The following is a 21265-nucleotide window of genomic DNA, read 5'->3' as shown; positions in this document are numbered from 1 at the left end:
GACTATACCCATGGCCATCACCACCGAAGACATCGCCCTCGGCATCTGCGACGTCACCTTCGACGGCATCGATCTCGGCTCGACCAAGGGCGGCGTCGAAGTGACCGTCAAGACCACGAACTATCAGGTCAAGGCCGACCAGATGGGCGAGACCCCGATCAAGGATGTCATCACCGGCACCGAGGTGTCGGTCAAGGTGCCGATGCTGGAAACCAACCTGACCAAGCTGCTGGCGGTGATGCCGCAGGCGGTCGGCGTCGGCGCGGCCGGTGCCGAGGTCGGGGTCGAGATCCGCTCCGGCGTCAACATCGACCTGCTGGCCATCGCCGCCCCGCTGAAGCTGCACCCCACCGCCCTGCCCGCCTCCACCACCAAGGACGATTTCGTCGCCTTCAAGGCCGCGCCGCTGCCCAACTTCACCTTCAAGTACGAGAACGGCGGCGAGCGCGTCTACGAGGTCACCTTCAGCTGCTATCCGGACGGCACCGCCGGCAACCGCATCGCCGCCTTCGGCGCCCCCGTCGCCGCCTGACCGCGATGGTCAACGGCCGCGGGGGCTTTTGTCCCCGTGGCCGCCCTCGCGGACCTTGCCTGCCACCAGCGACCGGGACCCTCCATGCCCCAGCCCACCATCCTGAACCTCGATGAGTTCCGCGTTTCCCGCAGCGTCGTCATCGGCGGGCGCGAGCGCATCCTGAAGAACATGACCGTCGAACAGTTCCTGCAAGCCGGGGACATCGAGCGGAAGCTCGAGGAGGCCGGCAGCGAGCGGGCGCAGATCCCGATCCTGGTCGATGTGATCGCCGGCCATCTCGAGGACACCCCGCGCGAGGAGATCCTCGGCCTCGATCTGGGTCAGCTCCTGGTCCTGCTCGCCTTCATCCGCGGGATCGATCCGGCGGAGACGCCGCCGGGGGAGCCGCGGGCGGGCAAGCGGGGGAGCCGTCGGGCCCGCTGACGCGGCTCGACTTCGCCTACTGCTTCGCCCGCGTCAGCCGCTTCTATGGCATCGACCCGTTGCGCCTGCTGGCGCTGCCGGTGCGGATGTTCTGGACCCTGTTCAACGAGATCGACCGGCTGCGCGCGGAGGAGATGGCCGACTGGCTGCCGGTGCATCTGACGGCGGCCGGCGTCGGCGCCCGCGAACTGCACGACCGGCTGCGCCAGCGGGTCGGCACGCCGCTCGCCTTCGCCGACCTGCCCGATGGCGGCCGGGCGGCCGGGGAGCCGGGCCTGACCGAAAAGGCCAGAACCAGACTGCGCGCCCGCTTCGGCTAACAGAAAGGGAAAACCATGGCTGCCACCGCCCAACCCGCGACCATAACATTGAACTTCGACATCAAGCCCTTCGCAGTGACCGTAAACGGCTCGGCGGCGTCCGTCGTCCTGCAGGCTGCCGGTCAAACTGCGGCGACGTCCGGTCAGCCGGCGGCTTCCGCTCCGGCCGCAGGTGGGAACGCCAATGACAAGAAGGATTTCTTCCAGACAAAGCTCGGAGAGGCTCAGACAAAATACGAGAGCATGATGGGGGAATATAACCTGTCCCTCGGGCAGCGTGCTCAGATCGACTTCGGTGACGGTGTCAAAAATTTCGTCGAGAGTTGGGAGGGCGGCATTCTCAGCATCATCAACAAAAAGGCGAATATCGGTTCCGCCTTCGATAAAGTGATCGTCGGCATGCGGACGAAGCTGCGCGACTTCTTCGTGAACTGGGCCTCTGAACAGGTTGCCGTCGGCGCCTTGGATCTGCTCGGCATCAGGACGAAGCCGAAAGATTCTGCCCAGGCCGTCGCGCAGGCGGGGGGAAACGCGACCTCGTCCGCCAATGCGGGAGCGGCAGGCAACTCCTCGCTTAACCAGGCGACCAGCGCAGCCGCCAGCCCGAGTGCTCCGACAGGTGAACTGGGCTTCTTCGATGCCGTCATGTCGTATCTCAAACCCGACAGCCTGCTCGGCACCATCTGGTCGAAGATTTCCAACCTCTTCAAGTCGGATGGGCTGCTCGGCGGCCTGATGTCCAGCATCTCCGGCCTCTTTTCCTCGCTGTTCAAACCCGAAGGGCCGCTGGGCGGCATCCTGTCGGGCGTCGCCAGCTTCTTTTCGGCGTTCTTCCACACCGGTGGCATCGTCGGTGAAACCGGCCGGCCGGGGCGGATGGTGCCCGCCGGGCTGTTCGCCGGCGCTCCCCGCTTCCACACCGGCGGTCTGGTGGCGGGCGAGGTCCCGATCATCGCCCGCAAGGGCGAGGCCGTCTTCACGCCGGAACAAATGACGAACGCAGACCGCCTGATCCAGGCGGCGCAGGATGGCGGCCCTGCGGTGACCCAGTCGGTGACGGTGAATGTCGCCGGCGGCTCCACCGGCGACCGCGAGCAGGACAAGGCGCTCGCCGAGCGGATCGGCGCGTCGGTCAAGGAGCAGCTGCGCGCGATGATGGGCAACGAGCTGCGCCAGCAGATGCGGCCCGGCGGCATGCTGAACAACATGAGCTACGGAGGCTGAGCGATGGCCGGCGAAACCACGAGCCAGAACGCCACGAGCCAGAACGGTGTCCCGGTCTTCCTGCCGCCCTGTCCGCCGGTGACCGGCAGCACCATCGAGCCGGAGGTGAAGGTGCTGACCGCCGGTTTCGGCGACGGCTACACCCAGCGGGCGCCCGACGGCATCCACAACATCCGCGACCAGTATTCGCTGAGCTGGGAGTATCTCGACACCGATCAGGCGCGGGCGATCGAGGAGTTCCTGCGGGCGCGGCAGGGCGCGGAAAGCTTCCTGTGGAAGCCGCCCGGCGAACCCGACCACCGGCGCTGGATCTGCAGCAAATGGAAGCGCGCCCGCACCCATTACCTGTTCTCCAGCATCTCCGCGACCTTCGTCGAGGTCTTCGACCTCTGACCCCACGCGGCCGCTTCGCTCCCTTCGACGGCGGGGGCGGCGCCCATCCAAGGAATCCCCATGAGCCAGACCAACATCCCCAAATGGGATGAACGGCCGGCGCTTGCCGCCGCCGCCCAGTCGCCCGATCCCGGTGCCTATGTGACGCTGTTCACGCTGGACCTGACCATGTATCCCGGCGGCACGATCCATCACTTCACGCCCTCGGGCAGCGGCGGCGAACCGGTCCTGTTCGGCGGCATCGCCTATGTCCCGGTCGAGATGGAGACCGAAGGGTTCGAATGGACGGCGACCGGGGCGCTGCCGACGCCGCGCCTGCGCATCGCCAACATCAACCGCCAGATCTCGGCGCTGATCTACCAGTTCTCCGACCTGCTCGGCGCCAAGGTCAGGCGGCTGCGCACCTTCGACCGCTATCTCGACGGTCGGGCGGAAGCCGACCCGCTCGCCTTCTTCCCGCCCGACCTCTACCGGATCGAGCGCAAGAGCGCCCACACCGCCACCCATGTCGAGTTCGAGCTGTCGGCGGCCATCGACCAGGAGGGCGCCATGCTCCCCGGCCGGCAGGTGCTGCGCGATGGCTGCACCCGCCGCTACCGCCATTGGACCGGATCGGGGTGGTCGTTCGACGGCGTCGACTGCCCCTATTCCGGCAGCCGCTGCTTTACTGCGACCGGCGAGAGTACCGGCGATTCGGCCAAGGATGCCTGCGGCAAGCGGCTGGCCGACTGCCGCCTGCGCTATCCCAACTCGACCGATCTCCTGCCTTTCGGCGGCTTTCCCGGCGTCTCCCGGATCCGGGTCTGATGCGGGTGCCCCTCCCCTCACACTCAGAGGAGCCAGCAGCGCATGTTCACCGCTGACGCCATCCTCGCGATGAAGCGCCACGCCCTGGCCGACTATCCGCGCGAGAGCTGCGGCCTGGTGGTGGCCGGCACCTACCGGCCCCTGTCCAACCGCGCCGCCGACCCGGCGGCCCATTTCCGCATCGACGATGCCGACTACCTCGCCCATGCCGGCGCCATCGACGCCATCATCCACAGCCATCCCGACGGACCGCTCCACCCGTCGGCCGCCGACATGCGCGGCCAGATCGACAGCGCGGTCCCCTGGGCGATCCTGGCCACCGACGGGGAGCGCTGTTCCGATCCGATCCTCTGGGGCGACGGCGTGCCGGTGCCCGATCTGATCGGCCGCGAGTTCCGTCACGGCGTGACCGACTGCTACGCCCTGGTGCGCGACTGGTTCCAGCTGGAACGGGGCATCCGGCTGCCGGATTTTCCGCGCGACGACGAGTGGTGGCACGCCGGCAAGAACCTCTATCTCGACCATTTCGCCGACGCCGGCTTCTCGGTGGTCCGCTCCGGCGAGGCGGCGGCCGGCGACGTCGCGCTGATGACCGTGCTGTCGCCGGTGCCCAACCATGCCGGCGTCGTCCTCGACGGCGGCCTGCTGCTGCATCACCTGCCGCGCCGCCTGTCGCGCCGCGAACCGTTCGGCCCCTGGCACCGGCAGATCGTCCATATCCTGCGTCACAAGGATCTCGCTCATGGCTAGGATCCATCTGCACGGCGCGCTCGGCCGCCAATTCGGGCGCCTTGCCGACTATCAGGTCCGCGACGCCGCCGAGGCGATCCGGGCGCTCGCCGCCAACCATCCCGATTTCGACAAGGTCTTCCGCGAAGGCTCCTACCGGCTGGTCCGCGGCCCGCGCTCGCGCGGCGGCATCGACCTGACCCTCGACACCCTGACGCTCGGGCTCGGCAGCACCGACCTGCACATCATCCCGGTTCCGGCCGGCGCCAAGAACGGCGGTGCCGGCAAGGCGATCATGGGCGCGCTGGTAATGGCGGTCGCCTTAGTCGCGTCGATTCCCACGGGGGGAACCTCGTTGGCGCTGGGCGCGGAATTCACGGTCGGAGGGGTCGGGCTCGGCGTCAGCTATGGGTCGGTCGCCCTGTTCGGCGCGGCGATGATGCTGTCCGGCATCAGCCAGATGCTGTCGCCGACGCCCAAGGCCAACCTGCCGGACAACACGCAGAGCTATCTGTTCTCCGGTCCGGCCAATGTCAGCGAACAGGGCGGGTCGGTTCCCCTGGTCTATGGCCGCTGCTGGGTGGGTTCGACGGTCATCTCCTCCGGCATGGATACGGAGCAGATCGGAACCGTCCAGCCCCAGCCGGCGGCATCCGCCGCCACAGCCGCTTCGGATGGAGGTCCGGCAGGCGGCATCCAGGGGGCCAAGGGCGGCGGCAAGTCCGGCCGCGGCGGTTCCGGTGCCACCGAAGACCCCAACAGCCTGCAATCCGCCGCGACCGCCCGGGTGATCGATCTGCTGAGCGAGGGCGAGATCGTCGGGCTGGTCAATGAGGGGAAGAGCATCTACTTCGACGGCACGCCGCTGATCGCCTCCGACGGTACGGAGAACTTCAAGGGCGTGACCTGGGAAGAGCGCCGGGGCATTCCCTCGCAGGAGCCGATCAGCGGTTTCACCGCCAGCGAGACCACCGTCGGCGTCGGGAGCGAAGTGAAGAAAGCGGCCCCGGTCGTCCGCACCATCCATGGCGACGAGGTCGATGCCGCCCGCATCGTGCTGCGCTGGAACGCGCTGACCGAGCAGGACACCTCCAACGGCAACCTGCGCGGATCGGCGGTGCAGGTGACCATCGAGGGGCGGGCGGCCGACGGCGGCTGGAAGGTTCTGGTCAACGATACGGTGACCGGCAAGACGACCAGCGCCTATGAGCGGTCCTACAAGGTCGGGCTGCGCGAACTGGGCAGGAGCCCATACGACATCCGCGTCACCCGCGTTACCGACGACCCGCCCCGCGCCGCGATCCAGAACAGCTTTTCCTGGTCGCACTATGCCGAGATCGTCGAGTCCAAGTTCGGCTACGACAATTCGGCGCTGGTCGCGCTGACGGTCAAGGCCGAGCAGTTCGGCAACTCGATCCCCGAGCGGGCCTATGACGTCAAGGGCCTGAAGATCCAAGTTCCGTCCAACTACGACCCGGAGACGCGGACCTATACCGGCCAGTGGGACGGCAGCCTCAAGACCGCCTGGAGCGACAACCCGGCCTGGGTACTCTACGACCTGCTGACCAACAGGCGCTACGGCCTGGGCCAGTCGATCTCCGCCGAGGCGGTCGACCGCTGGTCGCTCTACACCATCGGCGTCTATTGCGACCAGCCGGTCAAGTCGGGCCGGCTGGACACTAGCCGCCGCGACATCATGGAGCCGCGCTTCACCTTCAACGGGGTGATCTCCGGCCGGACCGAGGCCTACCGCGTCCTCCAGTCCATCGCCTCGACCTTCCGCGGCCTGATCTTCTGGTCGGCCGGCGGCGTGCTGGCCCGCGCCGACATGCCGGCCGATCCGATCAAGCTGGTCACCCCGGCCAACGTCATCGGCGGCAGCTTCACCTATTCCGGCACGGCGCTGAAGGCCCGCCACACCGCGGCGCTGATCACCTTCAACGACCCCGATGACGGCTACCGCCCGACGGTCGAGGTCGTCGAGAATGCCGGGATGATCCAGCGCTACGGCTGGCGGCCGATCGAGGCGACGGCCTATGGCTGCACCCGGCGCAGCCAGGCCCGACGCCTCGGCCTGTGGATGCTCGACAGCGAGCAGCACGAGACCGAGACCGTCACCTACCGCTGCTCCTTCGACCATCTCGACGTCATGCCGGGCGACGTGGTCAAGCTGGCCGACCCGAACTGGGCGCTGGTGCGCACCGGCGGGCGGCTGGTCGCCTACGACCCGGAACGGCAGGTCGTCACGCTCGACGACACGGTGACGCTGGAAGCCAACCAAAGCCACGTGCTGGCGCTCACCCTGCCGGACGGACGGCTGGTCGACTGCCCGGTCCGCCGCCCGGTGCTGGAGGACCACACCACCGGCCAGCTCGTCATCGACGCGGCTCCGCTCGGCGGCGCGGTGCCGCAGCCGCATGCGGTGTGGATCCTGACCGCCACCAACCTCGCCCCACGCCTGTTCCGGGTCCGCGCCGTCACCGAGAAGTCCCCCGGCGTCTACGAGGTCACCGCCCTGCTGCACGAGCCCGGCAAATATGCCCGGGTCGAGGAGGGCGTGCAGATCGAGCCGGTGGCGACCCAGAGCGCCGCCAACGCCATCCCGTCCCCCGCCAACCTCGCGGCGGTGGAGAGCGCCTACTGGGTCAACGGCCTGCCGCAGGCCCGGCTGACCGTCAGCTGGACGCCCAGCGACGATGCGCGCATCGCCGGCTACCGCGCCGACGTGATGACGCCGGGCGGCCAGTGGCAGGAATGGAAGGTCACCCGCGCCGGCAGCTTCGACATCGAGCCGGCGGCGGAGGGCGTCTACACGCTCCGCATCACCGCATTGGCCTACGACAACCGCCGCTCTGCGCCGGCGGAAATCCGGGCCACGGTGCGTGGCAAGGGAACGCCGCCCGGCCAGCCGGCCGGGCTGGTCGCCAAAGGCGGGTTGCGCCAGATCGCCCTGTCCTGGGTCAATCCGCCCGACACCGACCTTTCCCACATCGAGGTGCTGGAGGGGGCGGCGAACGACCTGCCGGCTGCCGCCGTCATCAGCACGGTCAAGGGCAACGCCTTCGTGCGCGCCGGGTTGGGCGGGTTGGTCACGCGCTATTACTGGGTGCGCGCCGTCGATCTCGGCGGCAATGTCGGCAACGTCAATTCGAACATCGGCACCGGCGCCACCACCGAGCAGATCTCCCACGACGACCTCGCCGACAAGCTGGTCTCGGAATCGAAGCTCGCTCCCTTCATGGCCGAGCGCATCACCGGGATCGAGAAGATCGCCGAGACGGTCACGTCGGGTCTGGTGCGCGTCAACGACAGTTACGGCCGCATCCGCAGCGAGATCGGCAGGCGCGAGGCCGACGTCGCGGAGGTGAAGGCGGACGTCAGGCAGGTCCGGGACGACACGCAGTCGCTGGCGAGCCGGGTCACCACCGTCGCCGCCCAGTTCGACGGGCAGATCGCCACCGTCAAGGAGGAGCTGACCGCGCTGGTGACGGCGGACGAGGCGACGGCGACGCGCATCGACACGGTGGCCGCGGCCTGGGACGGCAATCTGGCCGGCGTGCAGGCCAAGCTGACCGCCACGGCGAACGACACCCGGACCAACGCCGAGCGCATCGACAGCGTCGTCGCCGGCTATGACAAGAGCCTGGCCGGCTATGACAGCCGCATCACCGCCAACGCGACCGCGACCGGCGCGCTGACCACGCGTCTGGATGTGATCGGTGCATCGGTCGACGGCGTGAAGGCGGGGCTGACCAGCGAGCAGACCGCCCGTGCCGACGCCGTCGGTGCCCTCGCCAGCCGGATCGACAGCGCGTTCGTGGCGATAAAAGATGCTTCCGGGTCTTTTCAGGAAAGCGTCAACCTGGCGGTTACTGAGGCAAAATCCGCGGTCAACAAGGTAACTCTCCTCAGCGGCACGGTCGGTAATCACACCTCGTCCATCGAGCAGGTCTCGAAAGTGACCGACGGGCTGTCGGGGCAGTGGACGGTCAAGATCGACAACAATGGCGCCGTCAGCGGGTTCGGCCTTTCCTCGGACCCGGCCGATGAGAGCGGGGTGCGATCCGAGTTCTATGTGCGGGCCGACCGTTTCCTGATCGGCATTACCGGCCCCGGGGGCAGCATCGACCATCCCTTCGTCATCGGTCGGGTGGATGGGGTGCCCCGCATCTCCATGTCCGCCGCCTTCATCCAGGACGCCTCGATCGACAGCGCGAAGATCAGGGATGCAACGATCTCCAGCGCGCACATCCAGGATCTGACGATCCGGGGCCAGAAGATCGAAGATTTCGCCACGTCCAATATGAATGCGGCGCAGGGAGCGTGGGACGCGACCGTCGGTCTTCAGACAATCGGGAAACGTGTGCTGATCACCGCAGTGCGTGGTTGGCAGATCGACATCGTTACTGGCTACGGTGGCGGCGAGAGCAGCTCAGAGATCTGGTCTCCATCCTGGGTTTCCGTTGCCTATGCTTGGATAGAGCATCCAGGGCCAGGTTACTACACCTGGAGAACAGCAACGTCTGATGCCTATGGGAGAAATCCACGCAATTTCTACTGCGCAATTTCAGCAGTCGAGTTGAGAAAATGATTCAATCACTTAAAAAGATCCAAAGAGAAGCTCCGCCGATAGTTCAGAGCGATTCCGGCGCGGCTTCAGGGCAAAATGGAAACCCAAGCTCTTCCTACGTTTTCTATAAGCCGGAAACCGGTGAAATCCGGCAAACCGCCTGCATCGGGCCGCTGGAAGTGCCGCACATGCATCTTCCGGGCTGCGAGCGGTTGCAGGCGAAGGCTTCGGTCTTCGACGACTACGTCGATCTTTCAGGCTCCGAAGCCACGGTGCGCACGCGTCCCGAAATCGAGAGTCTGGACGCTCTGTCCATCCCGGCGACCGTGACCGTCACCTGCCGGGCCTCCGGTGCGGTCGGCACCTACACGGTCGAGGACGGCAGCTTCGATTACGACGATCTGCCCGGCACCTACGACGTGCGCGTCAGCGCTTGGCCTCATCATGACGCCCATTTCGTTTTGGAGATCACGCCATGAAGGTGACGCCAGTCCGCACCCGCGACGAGATCGCGAAGCTGCGCCAGCAGGCCTACCTCGCCGCATGGCCGGCGGCCCGGCAGCTGGAAGCCCAGCAGGACATGCTGAACGGCAACCCCGCCAAATGGGAGCGCATGCGCGCCGACTTCTCGGCGATCCGCGCACTCTACCCCTATTCCGACACGACCCCCAGCGAGGAGAACTGACATGGCCGGCTGGTATCGCCAAGGCACCGTTGCCCTGACCCCCGGATCGGCCGCCGTCGCCGGCGCCGGCACCATGTGGATGGGCGTCGTGCGTCCGGGCTCCGCCTTCACCACCGACGGCAGGACGCTCTACGAGATCCGCGAGGTCGCCAACGACCGCACGCTGACTCTCGACCGCCCCTGGGAGGGCGAGACGGCGGCGGCCTCCGCCTATGCCGTCATCGCCGCGTCGGCGACCCTGTCCAACGCCGAACTGGCCGGCGAGATCGCGGCGATGGTCGCGAAATGGGCGGTGCGCGAGGACCAGTACGACGACTGGCTGGGCGGCTCCCCGAACGGTGGCCCGAATGCCGACGGCAAGTACCCGCTGACCGACAGCAAGGGCGTCACCCGTCTGGTCGAGAGCCCGGCCCGCCTGCTTCAGCTTCTCGACGACGGGGTGGTGGAGCATGCCGCGCAGATCATTGCCGCCATCGAGGATGACGTGGCGACGGCACGGCAGGCCGTCACTGCCGCCACGGCGGCGATGACGGCCGTCGGCGCCGACCGGCAGGCCGTGGCGCAAGCCGCTGCGACCGTCGCTGCGCAGACCGGCGAAAGCACCACCGCCGCCGCGACCGCGACCGCCCAGGCGTCCATCGCCGTCCAGCGCGCCGATGAGGCCGCCGACAGCGCCGCTGCCGCGGCCGGGCTGGAGGCGTCCGCCACCGCGGCGCTTGCCGCCGTGGAGACCGCACGCGATATCGTGCTGGAGGCGCGGACCGAAGCCGGCAATGCTGCGACCGGTGCCCTGTCCGCCAGAACGGCGGCCGAGGTGGCGCGCGACACCGCGACCGTTGCGCGGGATGCCGCCCAACAGGCGCGCGACGCGGCGGTGACGGCGCGGACGCAGGCACAGGACTGGGCGGTGAAGACCGATGCCCCGGTCTCCGGCAACCTGAAATCGGCGCTGTCCTACGCCCTGGACGCGGCCTCCCAGGCTTCCGTCGCCACCGGCAAGGCGACGGAAGCCTCCGGCAGCGCCGCCGCCGCCGCCGCGAGCGCCGCCGCTCTCGACACTGCGGCAACCGCTGCGCAGGCCGCCGCCGGCAATGCGGCGACCGGCGCCCAGACCGCGACTGCCAAGGCTGCCGCTGCTGCCATCTCCGCCGACACCGCCCGTTCGGCCGCACAGCAGGCGGAAACCGCCGGGACCGGCAGCGGCACGGCCAGGACCGCGGCGGAGGCGGCCCGCGACAGCGCGGCCACCGCCATGACGGCGGCGCAGGTCGCCGCCTCCCAGGCCGGCCAGTCGCAGACCAATGCCGTCAACAGCGCGCAGACGGCGGCAACGGCGGCGGCGGACGCGATCTCGGCCAAGTCCGATGCCACCGCGGCCCGCGATCTGGCCGTGGCCGCCCGCACGGAGGCCCAGGGTGCCCGCGATCTGTCCCAGGCCTTCGCCCAGGGTGCCGTCGGCTATCAACCCAGCCCCGGCGTCTATTCCGCTTTCCATTGGTCGGAGCAGGCCAAGGGCCATGCCCAGACCGCCGCGACCATTGTCGGCGGCTCCAATTTCGGCATCGTCGGCGACGGCGCCTCGCAACGCTTCGCCGCCGACAACCCCGGTTCCCTGCTGAACCTCGTGCAGGCCCCAGGTGGCAAGCTCACCTTCAGCCCGGGCAACCGCGCGGTCTCCTTCGGCTTCGATGCCACGACCGCGCCGGTGTCGGCATCCGGCAACATCACCGCCGGCACCGTGCAGGGAGCGCTGGAGGAGATCGACCACCGGCTGTCCACCCTGTCGCAGGACAGCATCGCCAACGGCGGCGGCTCGGTGCGGGTGACGGAGGACGGAGCGGTCGAGATCGCCCCGGCCGCCGGCCGGACGGCGACCTACAAGGGTGGTGAGCTGCACACGTCCGCGACCGCCTACGGCAAGGCGCAGACGGATGCCGCCATCGCCGCCATGATCAGTGCCGGGCAGGCGGCCGGTGCGGCCAGGCTGACGACGCCCCGCACCATTGCCCTGTCGGGCGGGGCGACCGGCACGGCGACCGCGTTCGACGGCACCCAGAACATCGCCATCCCGGTGACGGCGGTGGCGGCGTCGGCGCTGACCGGCACCATCGACATCGCCCGTCTGCCGGCAGGGGCGCTGGAACGCCTGTATCCGGTCGCCAGCGATGCCGAGCGCTTCGCCTTGACCACCGCCCAGGTGCAGAAGGGCGACACGGTGCAGGTCGGCGGCACCGGCGGCCTGATGTATCTGGTCGTCGACGAAAGCAATCTCGGCAACGCAGCGGGTTACCGGGCCTACACCGCGGCACGCGCTTCGGCGGTGGACTGGTCCGGGGTGGAGAGCAAGCCGGCTCTGTTGACCGCCCTCGCCTCGCTCGACGCCGGTAGCGGCGTCCTGGTGCAGACCGGGGCAAGCACCGCCACAAAGCGGGCCGTCGGCACGGCAGCGTCGACCGACATTCCGGATCGTGCGGCAGCGGATGGGCGCTATGCCCAGATTGCCGCCAACAACGTCCTCAGCGGCACCGTTAGCGTCCTGAACTCGGCATCTGCGGAGGCCATCCACGTCGGGAACGGCGCCGGAACCAAATTCACTTTCGTCGGATGGAATGAAGCTGGCGGTTTCGGTCGAATTGGCGCTTACGGTTCAAGCGCATGGCAGAATTTCGCCATCTCCGAGGGAGGCTCGCCGACCGCCATCGGCACGACCGCGATGCCGACCGGCGGGGCCAAGCTGAACGTCGCCACCGGCATTCAGGTGGACAACAAGGATGTCTGGCACGCGGGCAACCTCGTTCCGGGCAACTATGCCGCTGTCACCTCGGCCAACACTTTCAACGGCAAACAGACGATACTCGGAGCCGGCGCGAGCTTGCCGGCCAACACGGGCATTGCCTCGGCCATCAGCAACACCGCCGGTTTCGAGATTCAGTCGCAGGGCACCGGCACCCCCGCCGGGGCCGCGTTCATGTCCTTCCACCGCCCCGGCAACTATGCGGTGCATGTCGGTCTCGACACCGACAACGAGCTCAAGATCGGCGGCTGGTCGATGGGCGGTGTCGCCCATAAGGTCTGGCATGCGGGCAACCTGCCCGTGACGGTCTCCGGCAACGCCGTCGATTTCAAGTCCAGCCCGACCGTCAACGGCGCTCCGCTCGCCACCAACACCAACACCAACACCGTCGCCAAGTCGGCCGTCACGGTTCTTCCGGCCACCGGCAGCCTCGACGTTCCCGCCAAATCCATCCTGGGGGTCTACAGCCAGTTCGTCGGCCAAGCCTTCAACGTCGATTACAACACCGAGGCCAACTACACCCAGGAGAACGCCGCCACCGGCACCGATCAGGTCGGTGGGGCTTTCCAGCTTTACAACACAGCCGGCGCTCAGATCGACAGCGCCACCAAGCTGCTGATCCACGCCGATGGCGCCAACGGCTCGACCGAGATCATCGACGAGCGCGGCATCACGCCGTTCGGCACCCATTGCGGCTGGTTCGACGGGTCGTCCTACTTCGCGGTGCCGCCCAGCTACAAGCTGGCTTTCGGTTCGTCCCAGGACTTCACCTACGAGATTTACGCGCGCTTCGACAGCCTGACCAGCAACCCGATTGTCTGGGACACCCGACCGGCTGGCAGCTCGGGCAACAACCCGGCCCTGATCATCCTCAGCAACGGGTCTGTGCGCATCTGGATCAATGGCACCAACCGCGACACCGCGTCCGGCCTGATCGCGACCAACGCCTTCTATCACATCGCCTTCGTGCGCCGGAGCGGCATTGCCGCCATCTATGTCAATGGCGTGTCGGCGTTGACCTGGGCCGAAAGCTACACGCTGCCCAACAGCCAGATCATCATCGGTCAGTCGGCAGCCATTGGCTCGAATACGTTGACCGGCTGGCTCGACCAGTTCCGCGTCTCCAAGATCGCCCGCTATAGCGCCAACTTCACGCCCCCGACCACGGCGTTCGTCACCGATGCCGACACCGTCCATCTGTTCAGCTTCGACGACGGCCACGGCGGGCAGGTGCTGAAGGACCGCTCGGGCAGTGGGCGCGAAATCCAGCTGACAGGTTCACTCTCCACTGCGCAGGCAAAGTTCGGCACCACTTCCGCGCTGCTGTCTGGCGGTTATGTCATCTCCGACAAATCAAAGGGTCATGCCGATCTGCTCTCCATGGGGAGCGACAACTTCACGCTGGATGTTCAGGCGTATCTGTCCTCTACCAGCGCCCCCACTCAGTGCCTGTTCGTCGGCAATTCGGGAACCTACGCGCCGAAAATCCAATATGAGAGCGGTGTTCTGAAAATCTATTTGGCATCTGGGACCGCATCCTTCGATCTCGCCAATGGCGTGTCGTTCGGCTCCTTCTCGGCCAACTCCTGGCACCATGTCGCTATCACCCGCAGCGGCACCAGCGTCTATTGCTTCATCGACGGTGTGCTGGGTGCGACGATCTCGGTTGGGACAAGCTCGATCTGGCCGGTGAACAACGGTGCCGGTTGGGCTTTCGGTGCCGACTTTACTGGATCGAACCAATGGTCCGGCTATGTCGATGAGTTCCGCGTTAAGCGTGGCGAAGCTGTGTGGGTCTCCAGCTTCACCCCGCCGACCTCGGCATACTCCTCTGATGATCGCACCGTTCTGCTTTGCCACTTCGAGGGGGCCAATGGCGACAAAGTCACTTTGGACAGCAGTGGGTCGAGCTACGGTACCAACGCCTTCGGCGACACCATCACCCCCGACCTGATCTTCCAGGGGAGCGCCGCTCTGTCGGCAACGCAGGCGCGTGGCGGTCACGCCACCTCTCTCGCCTTGAATGGCTCCAGCCAGTATGCCTCAATCCAGTTCTCCCCGCCGAGTGCAGGGCACCCCGTCTACTTCGGAGTGAACGCCAAGTTCTGCATCGAAGGCTGGTTCTATTTCAATTCCCTTGGTTATGACCACGGCCTGTTTGCCATCGTTGATAGCAGCAACACCCCCCTGTTGCGCATGTATGCTGCGCAGACCTCCGGCAATCTGACGGTGGCTGTCAACGGCAACAGCTTCAGCGGTGCCGCGATCACCTCGGGCTGGCACCACATCGCTCTGGTGCGCGATGCGCGTGGTTGGGCAATATGCCTCGACGGCACCATCGGCACCTATACCATCCCGCACATCAGCGTTGCGTCCAACTCAAACACGCAGACCCTGTACCTCGGGGCCTATAACAACGCCGGCTCGATCATCAACAATCTGGCCGGAGCCATTGATGCTGTGCGCATCACCAACGGCCAGCCGCGCTATACCGCCAACTTCACCCCGGCAACGTTGGTCGCCGACGACATGACCACGCTGATGTGGGAGTTCAACGGCGCGGTCGGCCAGAAGTGGGTCAAGGAGCTGTCCGGCAACAGCGCGATGATCGCCGCAAACGGCAATGCCCGCACGGTGAAGGATGGCGTCTATCTGATGCCGGCCCTGAGTGCCAATGGCGGGCCGAAGAGTGGCACAGCCCGCGCCAGGTTCGGCGCCGGTGGTGTCGAGTTCGCCTACACCGGTGCTGGCGGGGCGCATCGCTATGACATGCGCGGCGCGCGATGGATGACCTGGATCGGCGGTGTCGACAGTACCTTCACCATCGACGCCTGGGTTTATCTCACCGCGTCTTCACCCAACGTCATCGCGCAGAAATACGACAGCGGCAACGGCAACGGCGTCGAAACGTGGCAGCTGTGGATCAACGCGGGCGGCAACCTTCCGCAGTTCCGTTGGCGCGATGCCGGTGGCAGTACCCGTACCTTAACGGCCAGCACCGCCATTCCGCTGAACACTTGGAAGCATGTGGCGCTGACATACACCCTGCTGGCGAACGCCGGAGCCGCTACCGCAGTGTTCTACATCGACGGCGTCAGGGACACCTCGCTGTCCGACACCATGTGCCGCAACGATGGCGATGGAGGATTCTTGAGCCTGTTCAACGATTGCAACGGAACGGCGCCCTTCTGCGGCACGCTCGACGAAATCCGCATGAGCAACACCATGCGCTGGGCTTCCAGCTTCACTCCGCCAACCATCCCCTACGGCCAGCAGCACGTCACCGGCCCGTTCTATGTGGCGACGCTCGACAGCAGCCGCATCGACGTGTCGGACTGGAGCACGATCCATTCGGCGACGATCACGCAGACCACCCCGCCCGGCACCAGCATCAAGTGGCTGGTCAGCTTCGACGGCCGGACGACTTGGCGGAAGTGGGACGGAGCGGCCTGGGTTGTCGTGCCCCTCAACAGCGGGGCCAGCATCGACACCAACGGCAACGATTATCTGACCCTGCAGAATGCCCTCAAAAACCTGAATGTGGAGAGCTACGGCACCATCGACTTCGCCTTCTCGCTGAAGACGGCCAACCCGAACTTCTCGCCCAGCGTCGATGCGGTGACTCTGGCGCGGGACGAGTACGAACTCGGGGCCGCCAAGATCGACTACACGATCAAGCGCAACGGGGCGGCCGGGGCCGAAATCCACCGCATAACCAACCTGAAGCCCTACCCGGTCAACGTCGTCTACGACTACGTCGCCTGACGCGGGCGGTCCCGGGGCCATCCCCGGGACCCTGGCCTCGATCCGGTGGAGCGCTGTCGCCCTGACGGTCCCGGCAGTGCTCCGCCGGATCCGCTCCCACCCTGTCTCCCCACCTATCGCCCGGGAGTCCCGATCGATGCCCGATCCGATCTGCAAGGCCGCCATCGACCTTGTGAAGCATTTCGAAGGCCTGTCCCTCGACGCCTATCTCTGCCCGGCCGGCATCCCGACCATCGGCTATGGCCACACCGCCGGGGTGACGCTCGGGCAGAGCATCACCGCCGCAAGGGCCGAAACGCTGCTGTCCCGCGACCTCGCCGCCGCGGCGGCCGTGGTCGACAGGCTGGTGACGGTGCCTCTGAATGGCGGGAAGCGCGGTGCGCTCGCCAGCTTCGTCTTCAATCTGGGACGGGGGAATTTCCAATCCTCGACCCTGCTGAAGCGGCTCAACATGGGGGACCATGAGGGGGCCGCCGGCGAGTTCGGCCGCTGGGTCTATGCCACCGTCAATGGCAGGAAAACGCAGCTTCCAGGTCTGGTGAAGCGCCGGGAGGCCGAGGCCCTGCTGTTCCGCCGCAACCTCTTCCTGACCAGGATCGCCGCGGCCGATCCGATGCCGCAGGCCCTCGACGAGCCTGCATGATCCCGTGCTTTCCCCTCGTCGCCGGTCCTACCGCCAAGCCGGGGTGCAGAAGGCTGACCGCCGGCTACGCGCTCTCCGGCTTTCGCACCATCCCCTGATCCCGGGCGCGATCCAACAGGTTCTTCACCGACGACCGGCTCCAGCGCAGGCCGCCGCGCGGCGTGCGCTGTCCCATGCTTTGCAGCCGGCGCGCGATGCCATCGAGCGTGATGCCGGGCTCGGCCCGCGCCAGCCCCGCCACCATCAGCACGAGGTCGTTGCTGTCGACCCGCTTGGGCGCCGCATCGAGAAGGTTCTGACGAACCAGCCCCGCTGCGGCCAGCCGGCGGACGGCGCGGATCAGGCTGTTGGGAGTCCATGGCTTGCGATCCCACGGCCGGGTCCGCCCCTGCGCCTTCAATGCCCGCACGACCTGATCCCATGGTGCCGTCGGGCGCAGAGCCTCGACGGTCGGCAGGAACTCCTGGGCGTGCGCGACGACCAGCTCGTCGCGAGCGGCCTCGCGGCCCTGCCGTGCCTTCTCCAGCGCCGCCGGGTCCCGTCGGCGCAGGCCGGGATTGCCGGGCTCCTTCCCCCTGGCCACCGCGGCCCTGAGCCCGGCGATCGAGCGCTCGCGGATCAATGCCCGTTCCAACTCGGCCGCGGCCCCGAGAACCTGCAGGGCAAAGCGCCCCTGCGGGCTGGTGGTGTCGATCGGGTCGCTCAGCGACTTGAAGGCGACACCGCGCTGCCCCAGCCCGTCGATCACCTCCAGCAGATGGAACAGCGACCGTGCCAGCCGGTCGATGCGCGCCACCACCAGCGTGTCGCCTTTCCTCAGGCTGGCGAGCGCCTTGGCCAGCACCGGCCGGTCACGGTCGCTACCCGAGGCATGCTCCTCGAAGATGACCGTGCAGCCGGCCTGCCGCAGGGCGAGCAGCTGGGAGTCGGTGGACTGGTCTTCGGTGGAGACGCGGGCGTAGGCGACGAGGGCCATCGGGATGTCCTGGGCATTCTGGGCGGAGACGCGCCTGTCGGGCTTCTTGTACAGAATATCAGTCGATTTCATCCACTCGGATGAATATGGATTCAGGATGCAAAAGTGGGAAACTGCCCCGGATTGCGGCCCCGGAAGCCCGTCTTCTGGTTCCGGCATTCGGTGCGCGACAAAAGGCCAGGATCGCCGGCAGGGCCGGGGCGATGCCAGCGTGAGCACCGGAATCCCGAGCGTTGATTGCGCCGCGCGGAAGCGCTTGGAAGCGCCCGTTTCCGACATCGGGTGTATTGGACAGGTTCCAGAATTTCTATTATCAAATATCGATAACTAACTGTTATATAAAGATATGAAGGATTTGCGCCTTTCCGACCCCCTCCTCCTTCTCGGTCCCTTGGAGCGGGCAGCCAAGGCTGTCGGGCGGCTGGCCCAGGCAACCACCGGCAGTCCGGTTCTGGCCGCTTGGCTGCATCGGTCGCGGGTCGAGGCTGTTGCCGACATCGCCGACAGTCAGGGGCGCCGCGTCGATCCCAACCGACTGCGCACTCTGCTGGCTCAGGTGCCGACACGTGCTCTGCGCGACTGGGGGGCCACCATGCTGGCCCTCGACCTGATGCGGCAGATGCTCTCCGACCCCAGCCCGCCGGCATTCGCTCCGACCAGTATGGACGGGGCGCTCGCCCGGATGGAGAAGGCCCATGCCACGGCTGGACCGGCGGTGCTGGTCGCGTGCGGAGTTGGCTTCTTCGCCCATCTGGAAGCCGGCGGAGACCGCAGCGGAGCCTGTCTGGCCGTTTCCCGTTTCCTCGCCGCTCAAGGGATGACGCCGCTGCCGCTGCCCTGCCTGAACGGGGTCGAGGCGATCCGCCGCGCCGAACCGGACGGGATGTGGCTCGTTGCTTTCCTCGACGGTATCGCCCGGCAAGCGGAGCAGGGGGAGGATGGTCTCACCGCCCTGCTGCATCGCTGGCGCGGCTGGCGCCGGCGCGTCGGCGACCGGCGCAGCGACGCCCGTATTCGCCGGGCCGTCGATGCGGTGGCGGCGGAAGGGGTGATCGGCCCGGCCCGGCTGGCTGCCCGGCTGCGCTGCGCCACCAGTGCCGCCACCGATTTGCTGGAGGAATTGCAGCGGCTGGAGATCGCCGTGGAGATCACACGCCGGCGCACCCACCGTGTCTTCGTGGCGGCGGATCTGGCGGCGATGCTGGGGGAGGTGGCGCCGCGGCCCGCGGCGGCGGCCGGAGCCGTTCCTGGGATCGCGCCCGTGGCTCCCGCCGAACTGGACCGGTGGGTGGAACCGGCCGAAGGCGTCGACGATGCGCTTGCGAACCTGGAGCGCATCCTGAAGCGGCAGGACCCATTGCTGGCGCGTTATGGCCGGATTGCGGGGGCGTCGGGCGAGGAGTAGGGGGACGGCACGGTATTCAAACCGGCAAAATCCTCACCTCCCCTCTCCCGTTCCCTGTTGTGGGGCGTTCCCTGTTGCGGGGGAGCCGGATTGCGCCTGACAGCTTGCATGAACCGTTGGCAATCGGCCGATGCAGTCAGCAGCCGTGGTTAAGGGAGATGGCTGTGCGGATGGTGAATTGTTCTGGTCAGCCTCTCTCCAGCGCATTAAGGAACGCAAAGAGCTGTACAGCGGCATTGAAGCAGGAACACCGAAGTCATGGCGACGACCGGCGACGTTCTGCGTCTGGCGGCGGATCACCACACCGCCGGGCGTCTGGAAGAGGCGATGGCGCTGTATCGCCTTGTCCTGCGCGTCGATCCTGTGAATGCCGATGGCTGGCGCCTGCTGGGCAAGGCCGCCAGGGCGGCCGGCGATTATGGAGCAGGGCTGGGCTGTCTGCAGCGCCTTATCGCCCTATCCCCTGCCGACGCCACGATGTTTGCCGAACTTGCGGCTCTGCTGGCGGAGCAGGGTGACGAGGCTGGCGCGCTTGCTGCCTATGGGGTGGCGCTGCGCTGCGATCCGCTGATGGAGCAAGCGGCATTCCAGCGCGGGATACTCCTGTTCCGGCGTGGTGCTTTGAAGCAAGCCGAGGCCGCGTTCCGGGGAGTGGGCCTGCTTGTGCCCGCTCTGGCGATGGCGCACGTCAATCGTGGCGCTGTCCTGCATGCCCTGGGATGTCAGGAAATGGCCGAGGTGGCTTTGGCGCGTGGGCGCCGCCTGGCTCCGGAGGCGGTGGAGGCCGTGCTCAACAGTGCTCTGGTGGCGATAGCCCAAGGACGGTTGCCCGATGTAGAACGATACGGCAGGCGGGTTATCGCCCTGGCACCCGACTCTGTGCAGGGTTATGCCCTTTTTGCCAATGCGCGGGTGCATCTGGGCAGGCCACAGGATGGGGTTGCCGCCTATAATCGGGCCCTGGATATTGAATCGGACAACTCGGAGCTGAAAGTAAACCGCGGTGTCGCCCGGCTTCTGCTGGGAGAGATGGCCGGTGGATGGGATGATCTGGCTGCTCGCTGGGAGACCACGGCGTCGCCAGGAGTGGGCGATGATCTGCCTCGTTGGTCGGGTTCTGCCATACCGGCTGGACGGTTGCTGGTGGTGGGGCAAGCCGGGGTGGGAGATGAGATCCTGTTTGCCAGTCTGATCCCGGACTTGGTCGAAAGCGGCATTGCTTGCCGTTTCGTATGCGATACCCGCCTCGTTTCCTTGTTGCGGCGCTCTTTGAAGGGAACGGAGGTGGTGGGGCGAGATGCCGATCCCTCTGTCATGGCGACACCCGCTCTGGTGGATGACAGTGTGGCACGGGTTCCGGCCAGCGACCTGCCGCGGTATCTGCGGCGCCGGCCGGAGGATTTTGCCGGCCAACGCCCCTATCTGGTCGCTGATCCACAGCGGATTGCCGCCTTGCGGGCCCGTCACCGCGATGTCCAGCTGTGTATCGGCCTCTCCTGGCGCTCGGTTGCCAGTACAGAACGTTCGCTCGGTCTGGAGCAACTCGTGGCGGCTCTCGCTCCAGGGGTGGCGGCAGCCGGAGGGCGGCTCATCAGCTTGCAATACGGTGTCGACGACCAGGAGCGGCGCATCGCCGGCCTTTTCCATGAAACAAGCGTTGACCCATCGGGCGATCTCGATGGCTTTGCCTCCCTGGTGGCGGCGATGGATTTGGTCATCACCATCGACAACACCACGGCGCACATGGCCGGTGGGCTTGGTGTTCCAGGCTGGGTGCTGCTGCCGTTTATGCCGGCGTGGTTCTGGGGGGGGGCTGCGGCCACATCCCCCTGGTACCCGAGTTTGCGGCTCTTCCGCCAGACGGCGCCCGGGGATTGGAGGGGCGTGCTGGGCGAGGTGGGCCGGGCGTTACGGTCCGTGGGAGGAACGCCATAGGATGGGGCGTCAGGCATGAGCGGGAAATTGCCTGACGCCGTGAGCACAGCGGAACCATTCC

At 67.0% G+C, this 21265-nt stretch carries 15 protein-coding genes; 14 read left to right on the top strand and 1 reads right to left on the bottom strand.

The genetic code is table 11. The features are described from left to right. Positions 1-10: 10 nt before the first annotated feature. From VH569_RS29850 to VH569_RS29795, 12 genes are all read left to right on the top strand, one after another. The gene (locus tag VH569_RS29850; RefSeq protein ID WP_174474169.1) at positions 11-532 is read left to right on the top strand and encodes a hypothetical protein; all 522 of its coding nucleotides are present in this window, start codon (positions 11-13) and stop codon (positions 530-532) included. An 84-nt stretch (positions 533-616) separates the two neighbouring features. Continuing rightward, positions 617-958 (top strand): hypothetical protein, encoded by a 342-nt coding sequence (locus VH569_RS29845; protein ID WP_423320267.1) that lies wholly within the window; start codon positions 617-619, stop codon positions 956-958. A gap of 59 nt (positions 959-1017) precedes the next feature. Continuing rightward, complete coding sequence (locus tag VH569_RS29840) at positions 1018-1278, top strand: hypothetical protein (protein WP_423320265.1); 261 nt, start codon at positions 1018-1020, stop codon at positions 1276-1278. 15 nt (positions 1279-1293) lie between these two features. Further along, positions 1294-2502, top strand: a complete 1209-nt coding sequence (locus VH569_RS29835) for a hypothetical protein (protein ID WP_423320263.1) — start codon at positions 1294-1296, stop codon at positions 2500-2502. Positions 2503-2505: 3 nt separating this feature from the next. Next, complete coding sequence (locus tag VH569_RS29830) at positions 2506-2895, top strand: phage tail protein (protein WP_423320261.1); 390 nt, start codon at positions 2506-2508, stop codon at positions 2893-2895. A gap of 60 nt (positions 2896-2955) precedes the next feature. Next, positions 2956-3702 carry a phage minor tail protein L gene (locus VH569_RS29825; RefSeq protein ID WP_423320259.1) on the top strand — a complete coding sequence of 249 codons (747 nt, stop codon included), beginning with the start codon at positions 2956-2958 and terminating at the stop codon, positions 3700-3702. 42 nt (positions 3703-3744) lie between these two features. Beyond that, positions 3745-4452, top strand: a complete 708-nt coding sequence (locus tag VH569_RS29820; protein ID WP_423320257.1) for a C40 family peptidase — start codon at positions 3745-3747, stop codon at positions 4450-4452. Further along, complete coding sequence (gpJ, locus tag VH569_RS29815; RefSeq protein ID WP_423320256.1) at positions 4445-9022, top strand: TipJ family phage tail tip protein; 4578 nt, start codon at positions 4445-4447, stop codon at positions 9020-9022. The genes VH569_RS29820 and gpJ overlap by 8 nt, the downstream gene beginning before the upstream one ends. Further along, entirely contained in the window at positions 9019-9480 is a 462-nt protein-coding gene (locus VH569_RS29810) for a carboxypeptidase-like regulatory domain-containing protein (RefSeq protein ID WP_423320254.1), read from the top strand. The genes gpJ and VH569_RS29810 overlap by 4 nt, the downstream gene beginning before the upstream one ends. Continuing rightward, complete coding sequence (locus tag VH569_RS29805) at positions 9477-9686, top strand: hypothetical protein (protein ID WP_376967501.1); 210 nt, start codon at positions 9477-9479, stop codon at positions 9684-9686. Before VH569_RS29810 ends, VH569_RS29805 begins: the two co-directional genes overlap by 4 nt. 1 nt (position 9687) lies before the next feature. Next, on the top strand, positions 9688-16245 hold the full coding sequence (locus VH569_RS29800; RefSeq protein ID WP_423320252.1) for a LamG-like jellyroll fold domain-containing protein: 6558 nt from the start codon (positions 9688-9690) through the stop codon (positions 16243-16245). A gap of 136 nt (positions 16246-16381) precedes the next feature. Further along, positions 16382-16888, top strand: coding sequence for a lysozyme (locus VH569_RS29795; RefSeq protein ID WP_423320250.1), 507 nt, complete (start codon positions 16382-16384; stop codon positions 16886-16888). Between the two features lie 64 nt (positions 16889-16952). Here VH569_RS29795 and VH569_RS29790 read toward each other — a convergent pair whose 3' ends face one another. After that, the gene (locus VH569_RS29790; RefSeq protein ID WP_423320249.1) at positions 16953-17936 is read right to left on the bottom strand and encodes a recombinase family protein; all 984 of its coding nucleotides are present in this window, start codon (positions 17934-17936) and stop codon (positions 16953-16955) included. 283 nt (positions 17937-18219) lie between these two features. On the opposite strand from VH569_RS29790, the gene VH569_RS29785 reads away from it, so the two are divergent. Together VH569_RS29785 and VH569_RS29780 are read left to right on the top strand one after the other, a co-directional pair. Then, on the top strand, positions 18220-19269 hold the full coding sequence (locus VH569_RS29785; protein WP_423320248.1) for a hypothetical protein: 1050 nt from the start codon (positions 18220-18222) through the stop codon (positions 19267-19269). A gap of 258 nt (positions 19270-19527) precedes the next feature. After that, complete coding sequence (locus tag VH569_RS29780) at positions 19528-21204, top strand: tetratricopeptide repeat protein (protein ID WP_423320246.1); 1677 nt, start codon at positions 19528-19530, stop codon at positions 21202-21204. The last annotated feature ends 61 nt before the right edge of the window (positions 21205-21265 follow it).

Source organism: Azospirillum sp. 11R-A (genome assembly GCF_049472615.1).
GTDB lineage: Bacteria > Pseudomonadota > Alphaproteobacteria > Azospirillales > Azospirillaceae > Azospirillum > Azospirillum palustre.
Note: the sequence above shows the minus strand (reverse complement) of the source record. Positions and strands in the feature narration are given on the sequence as shown.